Source organism: Rathayibacter sp. Leaf299 (genome assembly GCF_001423055.1).
Classification (GTDB): Bacteria; Actinomycetota; Actinomycetes; order Actinomycetales; family Microbacteriaceae; genus Rathayibacter; species Rathayibacter caricis.
Genome location: NZ_LMNT01000003.1, coordinates 381,815 through 402,701, shown reverse-complemented (window position 1 = coordinate 402,701; position 20,887 = coordinate 381,815). Strand labels below are relative to the sequence as shown.

Genomic DNA, 20,887 nt, shown 5'->3' with positions numbered 1-20,887 from the left:
TCCGATAGTGCCGCTGTCCAGCGCTGTCGCCGACGCGGTCTTCTCCGCGTCAGTCCCGGGCGGTGAGGACCAGCGCCCCGGTCTCGGTGATCGCGATCGTGTGCTCCATGTGCGCCCCGCGCGAGCCGTCGCGGCTGCGGAGGGTCCAACCGTCCTTGTCGGTGAAGATCTCGTCGGTCGTCTGCAGGAACCACGGCTCGATCGCGACGACCAGGCCCGGCCGCAGCGGGTAACCGCGCCCGGCGCGTCCGTCGTTCGGGACGTGCGGGTCCCCGTGCATCGTGCGCCCGACGCCGTGGCCGCCGAAGTCGGTGTTGATGCTCAGCCCCTCGGCGCGGGCGACCGCGGCGATCGCGGCCGAGATGTCGCCGATCTTCCCGCCCGGCTTCGCGGCGGCGATGCCGGCCTCGAGCGCGCGGGTGGTGGTGTCGATGAGGGCGAGGTCCTCGTCGCGCGGCGCGCCGACCACGACGCTGACGGCGGAGTCGGACACCCAGCCGTTCACGGACGCCGCGAAGTCGAGCGTCAGCAGGTCGCCGTCCCGCAGGCGGTAGTCGAACGGCAGCCCGTGCAGCACGGCGTCGTTGACGGACGTGCAGAGCACCTTGCCGAAGGGGCTGGCGCCGAAGGAGGGGTGGTAGTCGATGTAGCAGGACTCGGCGCCCGCCGTCCGGATCATGTCGTGGGCGAGGCGGTCGAGCTCGAGCAGGTTGACGCCCACTCCGGCCGCGGCGACGGTGGCCTGCAGGACCTCGGCCACGAAGCGGCCGGCGGGTCGCATCTCCTCGATCTCGGCGGGCGTGCGCAGCTCGATCATCCTGATCCTCTCGGGGGTCGCTGAGGCGTTGCTCAGCGGTGGTGGGTACGGTCGGTGCATGCGCACGCGACGGGCTTTCGGTTCCTGGCAGTATCCGGCCGCGATCGTCCTGCCCCTGTGGATCCTCCTGGGGTACGGACTCTTCGGGGGATCGAGCGGGTGGACCGTTCTCGGCCTCGTCATCGCCCTCCCCATTCTGGCGCTCAGCCTCGCCGTCGTTGCGAGCATCGTGGCGTTTCGGGTGACTGTGCGGCCGACGCGCACTCCTGCGTGGGGCGACGTCGCCGCTCTGGGCGCCTGGCACGCGTCGCTGATCGCCCTCGGCTTCTTCCCTCCGGGTGCGTGGGCTCTGGGACTCCTCTCGGTGCTGCTCGGAGTCGTGGCGCTCGGCCACTCCGTCTGGCGCTTCCTCCACGACGCGCGGGCGACGCTGGTGGCCTTCGCCGAGGCGTCGACCGTGCAGGCCCAGGGCGGCCGGCCGGTGACGGGCGAGGGCTTCGACCCGGAGCGCCCGCAGGACGGTCAGACGATCGTCCTCTGAGCGGGCCGCAACCCCGCTTTGACGCGGATCGGCGCGCCGTGACAGAATAAGCGCTTGTGCCTCGCGCAGGCTCTGCCACAGGGGAGCCGCTACGACGCGGGGCGCGCACCGACTTCCCACCCACGAAACGGTGCTCGACCTGTGGCGGGCACGGAGAGCGATAGAACATGCACATCCTCGATAACGTCGATGCGGCGTCACTCCGGACCGACATCCCCGACTTCCGTGCGGGCGACACCGTCAAGGTCCACGTCAACATCGTCGAGGGAACCCGCTCGCGCGTCCAGGTCTTCCAGGGCGTCGTCATCGGCCGCTCCAACGAGGGCGTCCGCGAGACCTTCACCGTCCGCAAGGTCAGCTTCCAGGTCGGCGTCGAGCGCACCTTCCCGGTGCACTCCCCGGTGATCGACCACATCGAGGTCGTCACCCGCGGAGACGTGCGCCGCGCGAAGCTCTACTACCTGCGGAACCTCCGCGGCAAGAAGGCCAAGATCAAGGAGAAGCGCTGACCCCCAGCGGGTCTCCGCACACTCTTCCCGAACCCCGGTCCACTTATGATGGACCGGGGTTCGACCCTTTCCGGGGGCCGGTCCTGCCGGTGAACCCGGCCCGGTGATGCTCGGTCCCGGATGATCCACAGCTAGGGGCGACGGCACGCGATGACAGACAGCACGGCCCCGGTCCGGCTCGAAGGCGACGGCGAGCACGCCCGCCACACCGCGGAGCCGGAGCGGCCCCGCAGGCGCCGCGGCCTGCTCCTCTTCCTCCGAGACGTCCTGATCATCTTCGTCGTCGCGGTGCTGGTCTCGTTCCTCGTGAAGACGTTCCTGATCCGCTCGTTCTACATCCCGTCGTCCTCGATGGAGCAGACGCTCGTCGAGAACGACCGCATCCTCGTGAACGAGCTGGTCCCCGACCTGGTGCCGATCTCGCGCGGTGACGTCGTCGTCTTCCGCGATCCAGGTGGATGGCTCTCGCCGAGCACCGAGCCGGACGTGCCGCCGTTCCAGGCCGCCGTCGACTCCGCCCTCGCGATCGTCGGCCTCACCGCTCCCGACAGCAACGATCACCTGATCAAGCGCGTCATCGGCCTGCCCGGCGACCGGATCACGTGCTGCACCCCGCTCGGCCAGGTCGAGGTCAACGGCAACCCGATCGACGAGCCCTACGTGAAGCTCCCCGACGGTGTCCAGGCCGTCTCGGCGACCCCGTTCGACGTGACCGTGCCCGAGGGCTCGCTCTGGGTCATGGGCGACAACCGCTACAACTCGGCCGACTCGCGCTACAACACCGACAAGCCCGGCAACGGCTTCGTCCCGATCGACAACGTCGTCGGCCGGGCGGTCCTGGTGACCTGGCCGGTGGAGCAGTGGGCATGGCTGGACGACTACCCGGCCGTGTTCCGCGGGGTCGAGAAGGACGCGTCGGAGTCGTCCGAGTCGTCCGAGTCCTCCTCCGAGGCCGGGCAGGGCTAGGTGGTCGTCGCCGAACCGACGCTGTCGATGGAGCGGCGCCTCTTCCGCCAGGGCTACGAGAGCATCATCGGCTGCGACGAGGTGGGCCGCGGAGCGATCGCCGGCCCCGTCTCGGTCGGTGTCGTCTCGATCGCCCGCCGCTGCGGCCGCTTCCCTGAGGGGCTGCGCGACTCGAAGCTGCTGGCTCCGGCCCGTCGTGAGGCGCTGCTGCCCGGCGTGGTGAAGTGGGTCTCGGGCTGGGCGATCGGCGAGTCCTCCGCCGACGAGATCGACGACTCCGGCATCATCGCCGGCCTCGGCCGCGCCGCGTCCCGGGGCATCGAGCGCCTCGTCGACCAGGGCGTCGACCTGGCGACGTCCGTGGTGCTGCTCGACGGCAAGCACGACTGGCTGACGCCGGCACTGGGGGAGTGGGCCGCCGAGCTGACCATCGTCACCCGCATCAAGGCCGACCGCGACTGCGCGTCCGTCTCGGCCGCCTCCGTGCTGGCGAAGGTCGGCCGCGACGGTCAGATGGTGCGCCACCACGACGAGTTCGCCGACTACGCCTGGGACAGCAACAAGGGCTACGGCAGCGCCGCGCACTGGGCGGGCCTGGACCGCGTCGGGCCGTCTCCGCTGCACCGCGTCACGTGGCTGTCCAAGCCGCGCGAGGCCGTCGCCGTCGAGGAGCCCGCGGCGTCCGGCGCTCCCGCACCCGCGTAGGATTGACGGACGATGGATGAGGACGAATTCGAGGACTACGACCGCGAGGTCGAGCTGGCACTGTACCGGGAGTACCGCGACGTCGTCTCGCAGTTCTCGTACGTCGTCGAGACCGAGCGCCGCTTCTACCTCGCGAACGAGGTCGATCTCGTGCGACGCGACACCGAGCACGACTTCTACTTCGAGCTGACCATGCGCGACGTGTGGGTCTGGGACGTCTACCGCTCCGACCGCTTCGTGAAGTCGGTCCGCGTGCTGACCTTCAAGGACGTCAACGTCGAGGAGCTCTCCCGCAAGGAGTTCGAGCTCCCCAAGGAACTCGCGCTCGACGAGTAGCGCTCCGCGCCGCGCTCATTGGGGGCTTCGCTCGCCTCCCTCATGCTGGTCGAGTAGCCGCCCCCGGCGGCGTATCGAGACCCACCTCGCGTCGAACTGATCCCTCCACAGCTCCTTTTTCCGCGCTCTCTCCCGAGATCCACCCTCTGCCGTCCCGCCCCCACTTCTCCTCCGCGACTCTGCGTGCGGGAGGTCTTCATGGACAAGGACGAGTTGGGTCGGCGGGGCGAGGAGATCGCTGCGGCGCATCTGAGGGCGAAGGGCTTCGAGCTCTTGGACCGCAACTGGCGGGTGCGGGAGGGTGAGCTCGACATCGTGGCGCGTGAGGGTGCGGCGCTGGTGGTGGTGGAGGTGAAGACGCGCTCCTCCGCACGGTTCGGGATGCCGATCGAGGCGATCACGCGGGCGAAGGCGCAGCGGCTGCGGCGGCTGGCGTACGCGTGGGCTCGGGAGCACGATCAGCGTGCGCGGCATCTGCGGATCGATGCGGTGGGGATCATCGCGCCGGACGGGGTGCCGGTGCAGGTGCGGCACTTCCGGGCGGTGGCGTGATGGGCATGGGTCGCACGTCCGCGGTCGGCCTGGTCGGGTTCACGGGAGCGGTGGTCGGAGTGGAGGCGCACTCCTCCGACGGCACTCCTGCGATCGGGATCATCGGGCTCCCGGATGCGGCGCTGTCGCAGGCGAAGGAGCGGGTGCGGTCGGCGGCGATCAACTCGGGCAGCGTGATCTCGGAGTACAAGATCACGGTGAACCTCTCACCGGCTGCAATGCCCAAGCACGGGTCCGCGTTCGATCTCGCGATCGGCCTGGCCGCGCTGGCGGCGCTGGGCGAGGTGAACGGCGAGTCCGTGGCATCCGTGGTGCACGTCGGCGAGCTCGGTCTGGACGGGAGGCTCCGTTCCGTTCCGGGTGTGCTGCCCGCGGTGCTCGCCGCGGCGCGCGCAGGTCGTCGCCGCGTCATGGTGCCGCTCGAGGACCGCGCCGAGGCCGAGCTCGTCGACGGCATCGAGATCATCGCCGTCTCGTCACTCGCGGCAGCGGCCGTCTGGCACGGAGCGGAGTGGGAAGTCCCGGTCCTGCCCGAACCCGCCGCGCAGGGTCAGGTCCCGGTCGGGCCGGTGTCGCGCCTGGACTTCGCCGACGTGATCGGCAACGAGGAGGCGGCGGAGGCGATGATCGCCGCGGCCGCGGGCGGTCACCACGTGTTCCTCCTGGGCCCGCCCGGCGCGGGCAAGACCATGCTCGCGACCAGGCTCCCGGGCATCCTCCCCGACCTCGACGACGACGCCGCCCTGGAGGCCACGTGCATGCGCTCCCTCGTGGGCGCGCCCACCGATGGCAGCCTCGTGCGCCGCCCGCCGTTCGAGAGCCCGCACCACTCCGCCTCGGCCGCCGCGATCGTCGGAGGCGGCAGCGGACGCATCCGCCCCGGCGCCGTCGCCCGCGCAACCCGCGGCGTCCTCTTCCTCGATGAGGCCCCCGAGTTCAGCGCAGTCGCGCTCGACGCGCTCCGGCAACCGCTGGAATCGGGCGTCATCCGCATCCACCGCGCGAACGCGGTCGCCGAGTTCCCGGCGCGCGTGCAGCTGGTCCTCGCCGCGAACCCCTGCCCGTGCGGTCGCCACGGCATCCCGGGGGAGACGTGCACGTGCGCGCCCGCCCTGCGGCGCCGCTATCTCGCCCGCCTGAGCGGACCGCTGCTCGACCGGGTCGACATCCGACTGACAGTGCGCCGCATCGGAGCCGCTCAACTCGCCGCGCGGAGGGAGGAGCAGGGCATCACGACGGCGGACGCGCGCTCGCGGGTGACCGCGGCTCGGGACCGAGCCCGCGAGAGACTCCGGCGCACACCCTGGGCGACGAACGCCGAGGTCTCCGGCAGCTGGCTCCGCTCCGGCGATCAGCGGCCGACCTCGACCGAGTCGCGGACTCTCGACAAGGCGCTGGAGCGCGGCCTCGTCACGATGCGCGGCTACGACCGGGTACTCCGCCTGGCGTGGACTCTCGCGGACCTCGACGGCGTCGAGAGGCCGACCGCCGGCCATCTCGGACGCGCTCTCGTCCTCCGAGGAGGTGCGGCATGACCGCGAACCTGTTCGATCGCTCCGAGCTCCGTGCCGCCCGTTCCCTCCTGGCCGAGGGGGACGCCTCCGATGCCGCCGACGTGCTCGCGCGTGCGGCATGGAGCGGCCTGACCGAGCCGGGCGACGCCGTCGCGGCGACGCTCATCGACGCCGTCGGTGCCACGACCGCTCTCGGGCACGTCGTCTCGTCCGCGACCGCGTCCGACGTCCTCGCCGACTCCGACTGCACACCCGCCGAGCTGTCCACCCTCGCGGCGGGACTCGAGCGCTGGCGGCCTCGCCTGGACCGCGCGCTGGTCCTGCGTCGCATCGACATCGCGCAGAAGCTCAAGGCCCACCTGCTCCTGCCCGGCTCGCCCGGGTGGCCGGAGGCACTGGACGACCTGGGTCCGCACGCCCCGCTCGTCCTCTGGTCCCGAGGCGACCTCTCCGCCTTCGCCCCGACCCACCGGCTCGCCCTCGTCGGAGCTCGAGCCGCCACCGGGTACGGCGAGCACGTCACCGCCGAGCTCGCCGCAGGAGTCGCCGATCGCGGCGTCCTCGTCGTCTCCGGCGGCGCCTTCGGCATCGACGCGGTCGGCCACCGCGCCGTGCTCGGCTCCGGCGGGCGCACAGTCGCCTTCCTCGCCGGGGGGCCGGATCGGCTCTACCCGACGGCGCACTCCGAGCTTCTGCACCGCATCATCGCGACCCCCGGCTGCGCGGTCGTCACCGAGGTGCCCCCCGGTACCACTCCGACGAGATGGCGGTTCCTGCAGCGGAATCGGCTCATCGCTGCCTCGGCGGGCGCCACGGTCATCGTCGAGGCCGGCGCCCGGTCCGGATCCCTCAATACCGCCGGCCACGCGGCGGCTCTCGGCCGCCCCCTCGGAGCCGTCCCCGGCCCCGTCACGAGCGCGTCCTCCGCCGGTTGCCATCGCCTCCTCCGCGAGTTCGCGGCGACCTGTGTCACCTCGGCGCCGGAGGTCCTCGAGCTCCTCGGCGTGGGAGAGAGCGTCCCGACGGACCTCGTTCCCGGACCGGCCTCCCGCCTCGTCACCGCACTGCGGGAGCGCGGACAGCAGGACACCGACGCGCTCGCGCAGCACCTCGGGCTCCGAGTTTCCGACACGCTCGCGATCCTCGGCGCGCTCCTTGCTGAGGCCCACGTGCAGCGCACCGACGATGGAAGGTGGTCATCTGCGGGCCCCTGATGATCTGCCGAGTGACTGGCTCGAGCGGATCTAGAGTCGGCTCATGAACTGGTGGCAAGAATGGCTCGACCGGACGAGTTGGCTCGAGCTCGTTGCGGCGTTCCTCAGCGTTCTCATCTCGGTCGTAGTCGCGCTCAAGATTCAGGATCGCGACTTCAAGAAGCGGACAGGCGAAGCACTGGAGGCGGAGCGTGCTCGGGTCCTCGACGTCACTCAGGAGCGACGTCGCGCGCTGATCGAGCGCACTTTCGACCTGCTCAGCGGAATCCAGGCCTATGGGGACGGAGAGAATTTCGCTGACACTAAGGCACGCCGTTTGGCTCGGGCAGACCTGCGGAATCGGATCGACAAGACAGCTGCTCTCTTCGCGCTCGAACCGAACCGGGAAGGGCTGGACTTTGGGCCTCGGCTGAAGAATTGGATGCACGAGCTGCTCAATCCGCGGCCGGAAGGTCGGCTGAACGGCGACCGCGAGCAGATCGATAGCCTGGTCGCTTTCCTCGTCGAATGGGGACGAGGGGAGATGGCGTTGAGCGAATCGACGCTCGGCCCGGTGCCGCCTCATCGGCGGTCCAACTCAGCGGCCCGCGTCTGACCCGAGGCGCTTAGGCGACGCACCGTCTCGCAGACCTTCGCAACGCCTCGATCCCGCGGCTCGCCGGGCACCCGCTGTCGGTCGTCCGCCCTACGCTGAAAGCAGGTCAGCGAGGGGAGCGGCATGGACGACGAGGCGACGACGGCGGAGCATCCGCAGCTCGGGCACTTCCGGGCGGCCGATCGGGTGATCGCGCACCTCAGCGACACGCACTTCCTCGCCGAGGGCGCTCCGCTCTACGGAGTGGTCGACACAGTGGCGCGCCTCGACCAGGCCCTCGCACGGCTCGAGGAGCGCAGCGGTCGACTCGACGCCATCGTCGTCACGGGTGACGTGGCCGACCGGGGCGAGGAGGACGCCTACCGGCGGGTGAAGGCGGCACTCGCTCCGCTCGCCCAGCGCTTCGGTGCCCCGATCGTGTGGGTGATGGGCAACCACGACGAGCGGCGGGCGTTCCGACGCGTGCTCCTCGATCAGCGGCACGACGACAGCGAGGTGCCGATCGACCAGGTCGTCGACCTGGACGGACTGCGGCTCATCGCGCTCGACAGCGCGGTTCCCGGCTTCCATCACGGCGCGCTCACCGACGAGCAGCTCGAGCGCCTCCAGCGCGAGCTCGCGACTCCGGCCCCGCTCGGCACGATCCTCGCCCTCCACCACCCGCCGCTCCCCACTCCGCTCGGTGCGATGACGGTGCTCGAGCTCCGCGGCATCGAGCGGCTCGACGAGGTCGTCCGCGGCACCGACGTCCGCGCGATCCTCGGCGGCCACCTGCACTACCCGACCGCCGCGACCTTCGCCGGCGTCCCCGTCTTCGTTGCCGGGGCCACCAGCTACACGATGGACCTCGGCGCCCCCGAGCGGGAGCTCCGCGGCATCGACGGCGCCCAGAGCTTCTCGCTCGTCCACGTGCACCCCGAGACCATCGCGACCTCGCTCGTGCCCAGCGCGACCGCTCCGATCGCCACCCGTTTCGGCACCGATCTGATCGAACGGCTCGAGGAGCTCGACGAGCAGGGCCGCATCGACCTCTGGTCGCGCATGCCGGCCGTGGAGGCGTGAGGGGAAGTGCGTGACGCGAGCCTCGCCGGTGCCGTCGACGACTTCCTCCGCTACGTGCTCGACGAGCGCTCGCTCTCACCCGCGACGGCCAAGGGATACCGGGGCGACCTCGCCACTCTCCTGGCTCACGCGGCGACGAAGGGCGTCGCGACTCTCGCCGACGTCGACCTCGAGCTCCTGCGCGACTGGCTGTGGCAGCAGACGCAGACCGGTGTCTCGCGGGCCACGCTCGCCCGTCGCACCGCGGCGGTCCGCTCCTTCTCCTCCTGGGCGCAGCGCACCGAGCGCACTCCCACCGACGTCGCCGCGCGGCTCCGCACTCCGAAAGCGGGCCGCTCCCTCCCGCGCGTCCTCACGCAGGCGCAGACGGAGCAGGTGATCGACACCGTGACGGCGCGCGGAGCGACCGACGACCCGGTCGCAGTCCGCGACCTCGCGATCATTGAGCTGCTCTACGCCTCCGGCATCCGCGTCTCGGAGCTCGTCGCGATCGACATCGGCGATCTCGACCTCTCACGTCTCACCGTCCTCGTCACCGGCAAGGGCTCGAAGCAGCGCGTCGTCCCCTTCGGCGTCCCGGCGAAGGAGGCGCTCGTCGCCTATCTCGACACGGCCCGTCCGCACCTCGCGAGGCCCGAGTCGCAGAACGCCCTCCTGCTCGGCCGACGCGGAGCGCGCCTCACGCCCCGCACCGTCTACGGAGTCGTCACCCGCCTCCTCGAGGACGGCTCCGGCCCCTCCGGCCCGCACACGCTCCGCCACTCCGCCGCCACCCACCTGCTCGACGGGGGAGCCGACCTCCGCTCGGTGCAGGAGATGCTCGGCCACGCGAGCCTGGGGACGACCCAGATCTACACGCACGTCTCGACCGAGCGCATCCGCGACGCCTACCGGCTCGCTCACCCGCGCGCCTGACGCGACGTCGAGAGGCAGCAGCACAGCCCGGGGGATTCCCCCGAAGAAGCGCATCGGAGAGACGTACTCGCCGTCCTCCCGGACGCCCAGGTGCACGCACCGCGCGTCGCAGTGGCCTCCGCCGCCGACCGTCCCGATCACGTCCCCCGGAGCCACGAACGCACCCGCGGACACGGTCGCCTCGACCGGCTCGACGCTCGACACCAGCCCGTCGGCGTGCTCGATGCTCACCACCCCGCGGTCCACCACCCGCCCGGCGAACGACACCGTCCCGCCGGTCGCGGCCACGACAGGCGCTCCGGCGGTCGCCTCGAGATCGATGCCCCGGTGGCCCGCCGCGTACCGGTGCTCGGGCGCCCGCCAGGGCTCGACCACGACGAATCCGGGCACCGGTGAGACCCACAGCGATCCCGGCGGCACCGCCTCAGACGAACCCAGGAGGCCGGAGAGGAGCGCCAGGAACACGCCCGGGCGCAGGAGCATCGACGTCGTCATCCGCTCACCCTGCTGCTCGACCGCCGAGTCCGGCGGCCGCCCGCGCTGACCGGGGGAGAAGCTGCGCGAGCCCCGTCCGGTGGAGGACGGTCTCGGATCGCTCGCGAATGCAACCCGTCGAGCCCGATCCGCACTCGGGAGTAACGTCGCTTCGCGTGAATCCGGCACGGGGCGCCATCAGCGCCGCCGGCCGGCAGCCAGAGCGGAGACGATCATGACCACGGGACGATCCGAGACACCGGCCCCTTCAGCAGCCAAGCTCCGGAGGAAGGTGATCGGGCTGGCCATCGCGGCCGCGGTCGGCGGCTTCCTCTTCGGCTTCGACTCCTCCGTCGTGAACGGAGCGGTCGGGGCGGTGCAGGGCGAGTTCGACCTCTCGGCCGCGCTGATCGGCTTCGCCGTCGCATCGGCGCTGCTGGGCTGCGCGCTCGGCGCGTACCTCGCGGGCCGCCTCGCCGACCGCTGGGGCCGCATCAAGGTGATGCTGCTCGGCGCCGGCCTCTTCTTCGTCTCCTCCATCGGCGCCGGCGCGGCGTTCGCCGTCTGGGACCTCGTCCTGTGGCGTGTCGTCGGAGGCCTCGGCATCGGCATCGCCTCGGTGATCGCCCCCACCTACATCTCCGAGATCGCCCCGAAGGCGATCCGCGGGGCCCTCGCCTCGCTGCAGCAGCTCGCCATCACGCTCGGCATCTTCGCCGCGCTGCTCTCGGACACCCTCATCGCGAACGGCGCGGACGGCGCCGCCGAGCCGTTCTGGTTCGGAGTCGCCGCCTGGCGCTGGATGTTCATCGCCTGCGCCGTCCCCGCCGTGATCTACGGCCTGCTCGCACTCACGCTGCCGGAGTCGCCCCGCTTCCTCGCCACCCGCGGCAAGACGGAGGAGGCGCGCCGCGTCCTCGCGACCGTCACGCCCCGCGAGGAGGTCGACGACGCCCTCGCCGACATCCAGAAGCGCATCGACGAGGACGCCGAGAACGCGAAGCGCTCGAGCCTGCGCGGCCCCGCACTGGGCCTCCTGCCCGTCGTCTGGGTCGGCATCCTGCTCTCGGTGTTCCAGCAGTTCGTCGGCATCAACGTGATCTTCTACTACTCAACCTCGCTCTGGAGCGCGGTCGGCTTCGACGAGTCGAACTCGTTCGCCATCTCGGTCTTCACCTCCGTCGTGAACGTCGTCGTCACCTTCGTGGCGATCTTCCTGGTCGACAAGGTCGGCCGGAAGCCGCTGCTGCTGGTCGGATCCGCCGGCATGGCGATCTCGCTCGCGCTGATGGCGATCGCCTTCAGCCAGTCGACCATCAACGGCGAGGACGTCTCGCTGCCCGGCGCGTGGGGCCCGATCGCCCTCGTCTCGGCCAACGCCTTCGTCGTCTTCTTCGGCGCGACCTGGGGCCCGCTGGTCTGGGTCCTGCTCGGCGAGATCTTCCCGAACCGGATCCGCGCCGCCGCGCTCGGTCTCGCCGCCTCGGCGCAGTGGATCGCCAACTTCGTCATCACGGTGACGTTCCCGATCCTGTCGCAGGACGTCTCGCTGACGCTCGCCTACGGCCTCTACGCCGCGTTCGCCGCGATCTCGTTCGTCTTCGTCTTCATGTTCGTGCCCGAGACCAAGGGCCGGTCGCTGGAGGAGATGGACACCCTGCACATCCGCACCGTGATGAAGTCGGCGCGCAACTAGCAGCGCCCCTCGACACCCCGGAGGCCGCCCTCCCGCACCAGCGGGGGAGGCGGCCTCCGCGGTGCTAGGATGCTCGGAGCACCTCGCTCGTCGGGGTGACTACGCGCGCCCATTCGGCCTCCGCTCCTACCGGTCCTCCTCCGCTCACGCGGGCGAGGCGGGAGCACGCCGGGCGCCAGGGCGACGTGCCGACCGGCCGTTGCAGACAACCGAACGGGAGTTCGGCGCCGTCGTGCGCCCGGACCCCGAGACAAGGAGAACGACTCATGGCAGTCGTCACCATGCGCCAGCTGCTCGACAGCGGCGTCCACTTCGGGCACCAGACCCGTCGCTGGAACCCGAAGATGAAGCGCTTCATCCTGACCGAGCGCTCGGGCAGCTACATCATCGACCTCCAGCAGTCGCTGGCCTACATCGACAAGACCTACGACTTCGTCAAGGAGACGGTCGCCCACGGCGGCACCATCCTCTTCGTCGGCACGAAGAAGCAGGCCCAGAACGCGATCGCCGAGCAGGCGACCCGCGTCGGCCAGCCCTACGTGAACCAGCGCTGGCTCGGTGGGCTCCTCACCAACTTCCAGACGGTCTCCAAGCGCCTCGCGCGCATGAAGGAGCTCGAGGAGCTCGACTTCGACGACACCACCAAGAGCGGCTTCACCAAGAAGGAGCTCCTCATCAAGAAGCGGGAGCTCGACAAGCTGCACAAGTCGCTCGGCGGCATCCGCAACCTGTCGAAGACCCCCTCCGCGCTGTGGGTCGTCGACACCAAGAAGGAGCACCTCGCGATCGACGAGGCCAAGAAGCTGGGCATCCCGGTCATCGGCATCCTCGACACGAACTGCGACCCGGACGAGGTCCAGTACCCGATCCCGGGCAACGACGACGCGATCCGCTCGGTGAGCCTGCTCACCCGCATCGTCGCCGACGCCGCGGCCGAGGGCCTCATCCAGCGTCACCAGAAGCCCGAGGCCGAGGGCAACGTCTCCGCCGTCGAGCCGCTGGCCGAGTGGGAGAAGGAGCTTCTCCAGGGCCAGGAGCCGCAGGCCGGCGCCGAGACCGAGAAGGTCGCCGACGCCGAGGCCGCCACGGCTGACGAGGCCGTCGCCGAGGCCGAGGCGCCCGCCGCCGACGAGGCGCCCGTCGAGGCCCCCGCCGCTGACGAGGCGACCACCGAGGCTCCGGCCGACGAGACCGCCACCGCCTGACACCCCTCCTGAGCCGGAGCCGGGCGCCGCTTACCGCAGGCGCCCGGCTCCGCTCGGACAGGCACCGATCGCCACCGCGATCACCACTTCAGACAGACTGGAGTCCCGCAGTCGACCGGGAACCACCGGGTCGACCGGACGCCAGAACCACAGAGGAGTTCGCAGAACTATGGCCACTTTCAGCCTCGCTGACGTCAAGACGCTGCGCGAGCAGCTCGGCACCGGCATGGTCGACACCAAGAACGCGCTCGTCGAGGCCGACGGCGACCTGGACAAGGCGGTCGAGATCCTCCGCCTCAAGGGTGCCAAGGGCAACGCGAAGCGCGCCGACCGCTCCACCAGCGAGGGCCTCGTCGCCGCCGCTGAGAACGGCGGCGTCGCCACCCTGATCGAGCTCGCGTGCGAGACCGACTTCGTCGCCAAGGGCACGAAGTTCATCGCCCTGGCCGACTCGGTGCTCGCCGCCGTCGTCGCCGCCGGCTCCACCACCGTCGAGGAGGCCCTCGCGGCCCCCGCCGGCGAGAAGACCGTCGCCGACCTCATCAACGACGAGGCCGCGATCCTCGGCGAGAAGGTCGAGCTCCGCCGCATCGCCACCGTGCAGGGCGAGAACTTCGCCATCTACCTGCACAAGACCAACAAGGACCTGCCCCCGCAGGTCGGCGTGGTCGTGGGCTACTCCGGAGACGACGCCGAGACCGCTCGCTCGATCGCGCAGCACATCTCGTTCGCCAACCCGTCCTACCTCTCGCGCGAGGACGTCCCGCAGTCGGAGGTCGACAACGAGCGCCGCATCGTCGAGGAGATCTCCCGCGGCGAGGGCAAGCCCGAGGCCGCCCTGCCGAAGATCATCGAGGGACGCGTCAACGCGTACTTCAAGCAGGTCGCGCTGCTCGACCAGGACTACGCCAAGGACAACAAGCTGTCCGTGAGCAAGGTCGTGGCCGACGCGGGTCTGACCGTCTCGGGCTTCGCCCGGTTCAAGGTCGGCGCGTAACACGCAGCAGGGGAGTCCGGGTCGTTCAGTCGACCCGGACTCCCTTCGCTCTGCCCGGGGGCGGCCCCCGGGCGTGGTCGCGGGGCGTGCTCCGCGCGGGATAGGTTTGTACGGGTCCACGGGAGGAAGACGTCCATGACGCAGACGGATGCTACGACGACGGGCAAGCGCCGCAGGGTGCTTCTGAAGCTGTCGGGGGAGGCGTTCGGGGCCGGGACTCTCGGGGTGAATCCCGACGTGATCAGCGCACTCGCTCGCGAGATCGCCGACGCCGCCACCGAGGTCGAGATCTCGGTCGTGGTCGGCGGAGGCAACTTCTTCCGCGGCGCCGAGCTCTCGCAGCGCGGCATGGACCGCGGTCGCGCCGACTACATGGGCATGCTGGGCACCGTGATGAACGCCCTCGCCCTGCAGGACTTCCTCGAGCAGGCCGGCGCCGAGACGCGCGTCCAGTCGGCCATCGCGATGACCCAGGTCGCCGAGCCCTACATCCCCCGCCGGGCGATCCGGCACATGGAGAAGGGGCGCGTCGTGATCTTCGGCGCCGGAGCGGGACTGCCGTACTTCTCCACCGACACCGTCGCCGCTCAGCGCGCGCTCGAGACGCACGCCGATGTCGTGCTCGTCGCGAAGAACGGCGTCGACGGCGTGTACGACGCCGACCCGCGCACGAACCCCGACGCGAAGAAGCTCGACACGCTGACCTACCAGGAGGCGCTCCAGCGCGGCCTGAAGGTCGTCGACTCGACCGCGTTCAGCCTCTGCATGGACAACGGGATGCCGATGCAGGTCTTCGGCATGGAGCCGTCCGGCAACGTCGCGAAGGCCATCCGGGGCGCCCGGCTCGGCACTCTCGTCTCGAACTAGACTGACCACTTCTCTCTTCTAAGGAGCCCCCGTGATCTCGGATGTACTCGCCGACGCGACGACCAAGATGGACAAGGCCGTGGAGGTCGCCAAGGAGGACTTCGCCACCGTGCGGACCGGCCGCGCGAACCCCGGCATGTTCCAGAAGGTTCTCGTGAGCTACTACGGCACCCCGACGCCTCTCTCGCAGCTGGCCTCGATGCAGAACCAGGAGGCTCGCACCCTCCTCGTGACCCCCTACGACAAGGGCTCGCTGCGCGACATCGAGCAGGCCATCCGGGAGATGCCGAACCTGGGCGCCAACCCGTCGAACGACGGCAACGTCATCCGCGTCACCCTGCCCGAGCTCACCGCCGAGCGTCGCAAGGAGTTCGTGAAGATCGTCCGGACCAAGGCCGAGGACGCCAAGGTCGCGGTCCGGAACATCCGCCGCAAGGGCAAGGACGACCTCGACGCACTCAAGGGCGAGCTGGGCGACGACGAGGTCGGGCGCGCCGAGAAGGAGCTCGAGGCCGTCACGAAGAAGCACGTCGACGCCATCGACGAGGCGCTGAAGCGCAAGGAATCCGAGCTGCTCGAGGTCTAGTGGTGGCCGACGAATCCGAGGGCTCCGAGCGCGGGGAGGAGCGCAAGCCGCACGTCCCGGGTGCCCGGGGCTCCCGGATGGTCACCCGTGACGCCCTGGTGGCGCGCGCCCAGCAGCGCAAGGCCGACGTCGAGCGCCAGCTCGAGGCGACCAGGGCGCAGCTCGAGGCGACGAACGACCGCCTGACCGCGCGCTCCGGCCGCAACCTCGTCTCGGCCACCCTGATCGGAGTGATCGGCGTCGGCGCCATGGGCGTCAGCCTCCTCCTGATCAAGGAGCTGTTCATGGTGCTCGCGGGGGCGCTGGTCGTCCTCGCGGCGCTCGAGCTCTCGAACGCCCTCCGGCACGCCGGGCGGGACATCCCGCGGATCCCGACCGGCATCGCCGCGGTGATCGTCGTGCCGGCCGCGTACTACGGCGGTATCTCCGCCGCCTGGCTCGCCGTCCTCGGCGGCTCCGCGTTCGTCGCGCTGTGGCGCCTCGGCGAGCAGTTGCTGCGCCGAACGAGCTCGACTCGCCGCGATCTCCTCCTCGACATGGGGCTCGGCGTGTTCGTCCAGGCCTACGTGACCTTCCTCGGCGCCTTCGCCGTGCGCCTCGTGGCCGAGGAGGGCGGACAGCTCTGGGCGCTCTCGTTCCTCGTGCTCGTGATCCTCGTCGACATCGGCGCCTACGCCTCCGGCCTGACCTGGGGCAAGCACCCCATGGCGCCGCGGATCAGCCCGAAGAAGACCTGGGAGGGCTTCGCCGGCGCCGCGGTCGCGGGGATCGTCGCGGGCGTCCTCCTCGCCGTCCTCCTCCTCCGCCAGCCGTGGTGGGTCGGCGCGGTGTTCGGCGCGGTCATGCTGTTGAGCGCGACGCTCGGCGACCTCGCGGAGTCGCTCATCAAGCGCGACATCGGGATCAAGGACATGAGCTCGTGGCTCCCGGGTCACGGCGGCGTGCTCGACCGGCTCGATTCGATCCTCCCGTCGGCGGCCGCGGCCTACGTCCTCTACTTCCTCTTCGCTCACTGACGGGTCGGCAGGGCTCGGCGACGCGCCGCTGCCCGCACTCGGCTCCGCTGTTGACAGAATGTCCGGGTGACCGCTCCCTTCCCGCGCGCCCGTGACAACCGCCCCGGCTACGACGTCGAGGAGGTCGACTCCTTCCTCGCCTCGGCCCGTGAGGCGTACGCCCAGCTCTCGGGCGGACCGGCCGACCTCCGCGCGGCCGACCTCCGCCACACCGCGTTCTCGCTCCGCAAGGGCGGCTACTCCGCACCGCACGTCGATGCCGCGCTCGAGCGGCTGGAGGATGCGTTCGCGAGTCGCGAGCGTCAGTACGCGATCGCCGAGAAGGGCGAGGACGTCTGGCTCAGGGAGGCCCGCGCCACCGCGCAGGAGGTCGTGAACCGGCTGGCCCGCCCGCAGCGCGAGCGCTTCCAGCGACTCAGCGCGCTGACCACCGGCTACAACATCCGGCAGGTCGACGCCTTCGCCGACCGCATCTCCGGGTACTTCCGCGACGGCTCCGTCCTCAGCGTCGACGACGTCCGCACGGTCTCCTTCGCTCCTCAGCGAGGGGGCTACTCGGAGCCGCAGGTCGACTTCGTGCTCGACACCGTCATCGACGTCATGCTGGCCGTCCGCTGACCTTCCGCGCCGTTCCTGGCCGAACGGGCCCGCGTCCGTTATGCTTTCGTAATCGTGGGTCAGCTTGAATCGAACGCCGTCGCCCAGCCACCCGTCTCCCGGCCCCTGGCCGTGAAGCCCCCGGTTCCGCGTCAGGCCCCAGCACGTCGCTCCCGAGCACGCCTCCCCTTGGCGGTGCTCGCCTTCGCGGCATCCATCGGATTCGTTATGGTGTCGGTCGTCGACCCGTCCAGCGGTGCGGTCGCGTCGCCGTACTACCAGGCGCCGGCCCGCTTCGACGGCGACCCCGCTCAGCGCCTCGTGGTCGCCGCTCCCATCGAGCGCGCTGTGCAGCGCGACACCTTCGACGCGCAGGCGAAGCCGACTCCGACGCCCACGCCCACCCCGACCCCCACCGAGACCGAGGAGGCGGAGGAGGAGCAGCAGTCGGAGCGCTCGGCCGCTCCCGTCGCTCGTTCGGCCGCGCCCGATCCCGGATCCGCGAAGGCGATCGCGTACGACATGGTCGTCGCCCGCGGCTGGGCCGACAGCGAGTACGACTGCCTCGTGCTCCTCTGGACCCGCGAGTCCGGCTGGAACACCTTCGCCGAGAACAAGTCGAGCGGTGCCTACGGCATCCCGCAGGCGCTCCCCGGCAGCAAGATGGCCTCCGCCGGCTCGGACTGGCAGACCAACCCGGCGACTCAGATCACCTGGGGTCTCGGCTACATCTCCGGCCGCTACGGATCGCCGTGCGGTGCCTGGGCGCACTCCGAGGCGATGAACTGGTACTGACGACTCGCGTCCCTCCGCCGACGGGCCCCTCACGACAGTGACGGGGCCCGTCCGCGTTCACGGCCCCGCTCTCGATAGCCTGAGCGCGTGGACTACGCGCTGCTCGGGGTTGCCGGGATCATCACGGTCGTCACAGTCGCGCGCTTCTCGAGTCGGCTCGGCATCGCCGCACCGCTCATCCTGGTGGTCGTCGGCATCGGCGCCTCCTATCTCCCGGGAGTCCCCGAGATCGAGGTCGAGCCCGAGCTGATCCTGGCGGGCGTGCTGCCGCCGCTGCTCTACTCCGCCGCGATCCAGGTCCCGCTGACCGACTTCCGGCGGAACCTCCGGTCGATCTTCGGCCTGTCGGTGCTGCTGGTCCTCGTGACGGCGATCGCCGTCGGCGTCTTCCTCTACCTCCTCCTCCCGGATCTCGGCCTCCCCGCGGCTATCGCGCTGGGCGCCGTCGTCAGTCCGACGGACGCCGTCGCCGCGACCTCGATCGGCAAGAAGCTCGGCCTGCCACCACGCCTCGTGACGGTGCTCGAGGGCGAGAGCCTGGTGAACGACGCGTCCGCGCTCGTGCTGCTGCGTGCAGCCACCGCGGCGACGGCGGTCGTCGGAGCGAGCGTCTCGTCCGACGCGATCGACGTCGGCGAGGTCGGCGTGCTGTTCGTCTACTCCGTCGTCATGGCGGTGGCACTCGGGCTCGTGATGGGCGTCATCACCGTCTTCGTCCGCTCGAAGCTCCGCGACCCGGTGCTCGACACCGCGGTGTCGTTCGCGGTGCCGTTCCTGGCCTACATCCCGGCGGAGGAGCTGGGCGCGTCCGGCGTCCTCGCCGTCGTGGTCACAGGGATCTACACGGGGCACAACAGCGCCCGCTTCCTCAGTCCGCAGTCGCGGATCAGCGAGCGGGTGAACTGGCGCACCGCGCAGTTCCTCCTCGAGAACGGGGTGTTCCTGCTGATGGGCGCCGAGATCCGGGTGATCATCGGCGAGGTCGAGCCGGGGGAGCTCGGCATCGTCGAAGCGGTCCTGCTCGGGCTGGCGACCGTGGTGCTCCTCATCGTGCTGCGGACGCTGTTCGTCTGGCCGCTGCTGGTCTGGCTCCGGAACTCCGGGCGGCGGGCGGAGCGGATCAACCGCCGACTGGCGGTCGGAGTGATGCGGCTGCGCAACAGCGCGACGAGCGACGACCGGTTCCGACGACGCCAGCAGCGCGCCGAGCGCCTCTACCAGCGGCGCGAGACCGATCTGGCGGCGACGACCAGCGAGGCGTTCGGCTGGCGCGGCGGAGTGATCCTCTCGTGGTCCGGGATGCGCGGCGTGGTCACGCTCGCGGCGGCCCAGTCGCTTCCCGGGGAGACGCCGTACCGCGAGCAGCTGATCCTGATCGCGTTCACGGTCGCCGTCGTGACGCTCCTGCTGCAGGGGGCGACGCTGCCGGCGCTGATCCGTCTGACGGGCATCCAGGGGAGCGACCGCGACGCCGATCGGCGCGAGCTCGCGACCCTCCTCGACGAGGTCGCGGCGACCGGCATTCAGGCGCTGCCCGAGGCCGTGGCCGAGCTGCCCGAGGGGGCGGTCGGCCCGCGGGTGCTCGAGCGCGTGCGTCGCGACACGCTGACGCGCTCGCAGGTCGCGTGGGAGCAGGTGGATCGCCAGGAGGACGCTCCGCTCGGACCTCACGCCCAGTACCTGATCCTCCGGCGTGCGGTGCTGCTGGCCGAACGGGAGGCCCTGCTCGAGGCGCGGGGCCGCGGCCTGTACTCGTCACGGATCCTGCGACGCGCGCAGCTCATGCTCGACGCCGAGGAGACGCGGCTCGAGATGGACGACACCTCGCACTGACGGTCGCCGCGTCCGGAGTGGCTCCTACACTGGAGGAATGCCGCGCAGCAATCGACCTCGGGGGAGTCGGCGCGAGGGCGACGACGAACCGCGCGACCTGTCGCAGATGATGGCCGGCTGGCGCCGCACCGAGGTGCGATCCGGCCGCGACTGGAACGTGCAGCCCGTCTCGTCCGCCCGGGCCGTGAAGAACTACCTCTGCCCCGGCTGCGGCCAGACCATCGACATCGGCCTCGCGCACGTCGTCGTCTGGCGCGGCGACGGGGCCCTCGGCGACGCGGCGGACCTCGCCGGCCGCCGTCACTGGCACAACCACTGCTGGCGCATCCAAGGAGCACGATGACGAACGAGATCCGGGGTGGCGTCGTCCTCCCCGCGCGGCGCGAGGAGATCGAGCTCCACACTTCGGACGGGCTGACGCTCGTCGGCGAGCTCGCCCTGCCGCTCGACCGCGAGCCGGTCGCGACGCTCGTGACCCTGCATCCGCTGCCCACCCACGGCGGCTTCATGGACTCGCACATCCTGCGCAAGGCCGCGGCGCGGCTCCCGGCGCTGGCCGACCTCGCCGTGCTGCGCTTCAACACCCGCGGCACGTCGTCGCCGCGAGGCACGAGCGAGGGCGCCTTCGACGGAGGGACGGGCGAGCGCGCCGACGTCGCCGCGGCGATGCAGCTGGTCGCCGAGCGCGGCCTGCCGCATCCCTGGCTGGTCGGCTGGTCGTTCGGCACCGAGGTGGCGCTGAAGTGGGGGAGGGAGCACCCGATCGAGGGGGCGATCCTCCTGTCGCCACCGCTCCACCGCGCCACGGCCGATGAGGTGGCCGCCTGGGCGGCGGACGGCCGGCCCCTGGTCGCGCTGATCCCCGAGTTCGACGACTATCTGCGTCCGGAGGCGGCCGCTGAGCGGTTCGCGTCGGTCCCGCAGAGCGAGCTGGTGCCGGTCGCCGGGGGCAAGCACCTCTGGGTCGGCGAGGCGCAGACGCGCCGCGTGCTGGACGAGATCGTGCGGGTGGTCGCTCCGGCGTCGTCGCCCCTGCCGACGGAGTGGGACGGCGAGCCGGGCTGATGTCCGGGACGGACGAGGGGAGCCCGCGTC

At 71.0% G+C, this 20,887-nt stretch carries 23 protein-coding genes and 1 pseudogene; 22 read left to right on the top strand and 2 right to left on the bottom strand.

The window, feature by feature from the left end:
- Nucleotides 1-49: 49 nt before the first annotated feature.
- On the bottom strand, nucleotides 50-817 hold the full coding sequence (map, locus tag ASF48_RS13500; protein WP_055792588.1) for a type I methionyl aminopeptidase: 768 nt from the start codon (nucleotides 815-817) through the stop codon (nucleotides 50-52).
- A gap of 58 nt (nucleotides 818-875) precedes the next feature.
- Between map and ASF48_RS13495 the strand changes: the two genes are divergently transcribed.
- The 11 genes from ASF48_RS13495 to ASF48_RS13445 all read left to right on the top strand — a co-directional run bounded on the left by ASF48_RS13495 (nucleotide 876) and on the right by ASF48_RS13445 (nucleotide 9,726).
- Nucleotides 876-1,358 carry an MFS transporter permease gene (locus ASF48_RS13495; protein WP_107575080.1) on the top strand — a complete coding sequence of 161 codons (483 nt, stop codon included), beginning with the start codon at nucleotides 876-878 and terminating at the stop codon, nucleotides 1,356-1,358.
- Nucleotides 1,359-1,525: 167 nt separating this feature from the next.
- Nucleotides 1,526-1,867, top strand: a complete 342-nt coding sequence (gene rplS / locus ASF48_RS13490; RefSeq protein ID WP_055792582.1) for a 50S ribosomal protein L19 — start codon at nucleotides 1,526-1,528, stop codon at nucleotides 1,865-1,867.
- 150 nt (nucleotides 1,868-2,017) lie between these two features.
- Nucleotides 2,018-2,833 (top strand): signal peptidase I, encoded by an 816-nt coding sequence (gene lepB / locus ASF48_RS13485; RefSeq protein WP_055792579.1) that lies wholly within the window; start codon nucleotides 2,018-2,020, stop codon nucleotides 2,831-2,833.
- Nucleotides 2,834-3,538, top strand: a complete 705-nt coding sequence (locus tag ASF48_RS13480) for a ribonuclease HII (protein WP_082481471.1) — start codon at nucleotides 2,834-2,836, stop codon at nucleotides 3,536-3,538.
- Nucleotides 3,539-3,550: 12 nt separating this feature from the next.
- The gene (locus ASF48_RS13475; protein WP_055792576.1) at nucleotides 3,551-3,874 is read left to right on the top strand and encodes a DUF2469 domain-containing protein; all 324 of its coding nucleotides are present in this window, start codon (nucleotides 3,551-3,553) and stop codon (nucleotides 3,872-3,874) included.
- Nucleotides 3,875-4,072: 198 nt separating this feature from the next.
- Entirely contained in the window at nucleotides 4,073-4,426 is a 354-nt protein-coding gene (locus tag ASF48_RS13470) for a YraN family protein (RefSeq protein ID WP_055792574.1), read from the top strand.
- The gene (locus ASF48_RS13465) at nucleotides 4,426-5,961 is read left to right on the top strand and encodes a YifB family Mg chelatase-like AAA ATPase (RefSeq protein WP_055792569.1); all 1,536 of its coding nucleotides are present in this window, start codon (nucleotides 4,426-4,428) and stop codon (nucleotides 5,959-5,961) included. The genes ASF48_RS13470 and ASF48_RS13465 overlap by 1 nt, the downstream gene beginning before the upstream one ends.
- A complete protein-coding gene (gene dprA, locus ASF48_RS13460) occupies nucleotides 5,958-7,154 on the top strand; it encodes a DNA-processing protein DprA (protein ID WP_055792567.1) in 1,197 nt (398 codons plus the stop codon). Before ASF48_RS13465 ends, dprA begins: the two co-directional genes overlap by 4 nt.
- A 43-nt stretch (nucleotides 7,155-7,197) precedes the next feature.
- Entirely contained in the window at nucleotides 7,198-7,749 is a 552-nt protein-coding gene (locus tag ASF48_RS13455; RefSeq protein ID WP_055792564.1) for a hypothetical protein, read from the top strand.
- Between the two features lie 123 nt (nucleotides 7,750-7,872).
- Entirely contained in the window at nucleotides 7,873-8,811 is a 939-nt protein-coding gene (locus ASF48_RS13450; protein ID WP_055792561.1) for a phosphodiesterase, read from the top strand.
- Between the two features lie 6 nt (nucleotides 8,812-8,817).
- Nucleotides 8,818-9,726 (top strand): tyrosine recombinase XerC, encoded by a 909-nt coding sequence (locus ASF48_RS13445; protein ID WP_055792560.1) that lies wholly within the window; start codon nucleotides 8,818-8,820, stop codon nucleotides 9,724-9,726.
- Between the two features lie 66 nt (nucleotides 9,727-9,792).
- Here the strand turns inward: ASF48_RS13445 and ASF48_RS20135 are convergent.
- Nucleotides 9,793-10,209: pseudogene (locus tag ASF48_RS20135) on the bottom strand (murein hydrolase activator EnvC family protein); the annotation flags it as partial.
- A 226-nt stretch (nucleotides 10,210-10,435) separates the two neighbouring features.
- Between ASF48_RS20135 and ASF48_RS13440 the strand changes: the two are divergent.
- The 11 genes from ASF48_RS13440 to ASF48_RS13390 all read left to right on the top strand — a co-directional run bounded on the left by ASF48_RS13440 (nucleotide 10,436) and on the right by ASF48_RS13390 (nucleotide 20,857).
- A complete protein-coding gene (locus ASF48_RS13440; RefSeq protein WP_055792557.1) occupies nucleotides 10,436-11,896 on the top strand; it encodes a sugar porter family MFS transporter in 1,461 nt (486 codons plus the stop codon).
- 266 nt (nucleotides 11,897-12,162) lie between these two features.
- Nucleotides 12,163-13,101, top strand: a complete 939-nt coding sequence (rpsB, locus tag ASF48_RS13435; RefSeq protein ID WP_055792555.1) for a 30S ribosomal protein S2 — start codon at nucleotides 12,163-12,165, stop codon at nucleotides 13,099-13,101.
- Nucleotides 13,102-13,270: 169 nt separating this feature from the next.
- Nucleotides 13,271-14,098 (top strand): translation elongation factor Ts, encoded by an 828-nt coding sequence (gene tsf, locus ASF48_RS13430; RefSeq protein WP_055792551.1) that lies wholly within the window; start codon nucleotides 13,271-13,273, stop codon nucleotides 14,096-14,098.
- A 135-nt stretch (nucleotides 14,099-14,233) separates the two neighbouring features.
- The gene (gene pyrH / locus ASF48_RS13425) at nucleotides 14,234-14,965 is read left to right on the top strand and encodes a UMP kinase (protein ID WP_055792548.1); all 732 of its coding nucleotides are present in this window, start codon (nucleotides 14,234-14,236) and stop codon (nucleotides 14,963-14,965) included.
- Between the two features lie 31 nt (nucleotides 14,966-14,996).
- Nucleotides 14,997-15,551: a ribosome recycling factor gene (gene frr / locus ASF48_RS13420; protein WP_055792544.1), complete on the top strand. Its 555-nt coding sequence runs from the start codon at nucleotides 14,997-14,999 to the stop codon at nucleotides 15,549-15,551.
- Between the two features lie 2 nt (nucleotides 15,552-15,553).
- Nucleotides 15,554-16,567, top strand: coding sequence for a phosphatidate cytidylyltransferase (locus tag ASF48_RS13415; protein ID WP_235577253.1), 1,014 nt, complete (start codon nucleotides 15,554-15,556; stop codon nucleotides 16,565-16,567).
- A gap of 66 nt (nucleotides 16,568-16,633) precedes the next feature.
- The gene (locus ASF48_RS13410) at nucleotides 16,634-17,185 is read left to right on the top strand and encodes a DivIVA domain-containing protein (protein WP_055792541.1); all 552 of its coding nucleotides are present in this window, start codon (nucleotides 16,634-16,636) and stop codon (nucleotides 17,183-17,185) included.
- A gap of 207 nt (nucleotides 17,186-17,392) precedes the next feature.
- On the top strand, nucleotides 17,393-17,959 hold the full coding sequence (locus ASF48_RS13405; protein WP_055792538.1) for a lytic transglycosylase domain-containing protein: 567 nt from the start codon (nucleotides 17,393-17,395) through the stop codon (nucleotides 17,957-17,959).
- Nucleotides 17,960-18,046: 87 nt separating this feature from the next.
- Nucleotides 18,047-19,792, top strand: coding sequence for a cation:proton antiporter (locus tag ASF48_RS13400; RefSeq protein ID WP_055792535.1), 1,746 nt, complete (start codon nucleotides 18,047-18,049; stop codon nucleotides 19,790-19,792).
- A 37-nt stretch (nucleotides 19,793-19,829) separates the two neighbouring features.
- The gene (locus ASF48_RS13395) at nucleotides 19,830-20,135 is read left to right on the top strand and encodes a hypothetical protein (protein ID WP_055792532.1); all 306 of its coding nucleotides are present in this window, start codon (nucleotides 19,830-19,832) and stop codon (nucleotides 20,133-20,135) included.
- Nucleotides 20,132-20,857 carry an alpha/beta hydrolase gene (locus tag ASF48_RS13390; RefSeq protein WP_055792529.1) on the top strand — a complete coding sequence of 242 codons (726 nt, stop codon included), beginning with the start codon at nucleotides 20,132-20,134 and terminating at the stop codon, nucleotides 20,855-20,857. The genes ASF48_RS13395 and ASF48_RS13390 overlap by 4 nt, the downstream gene beginning before the upstream one ends.
- Nucleotides 20,858-20,887 lie beyond the last annotated feature (30 nt).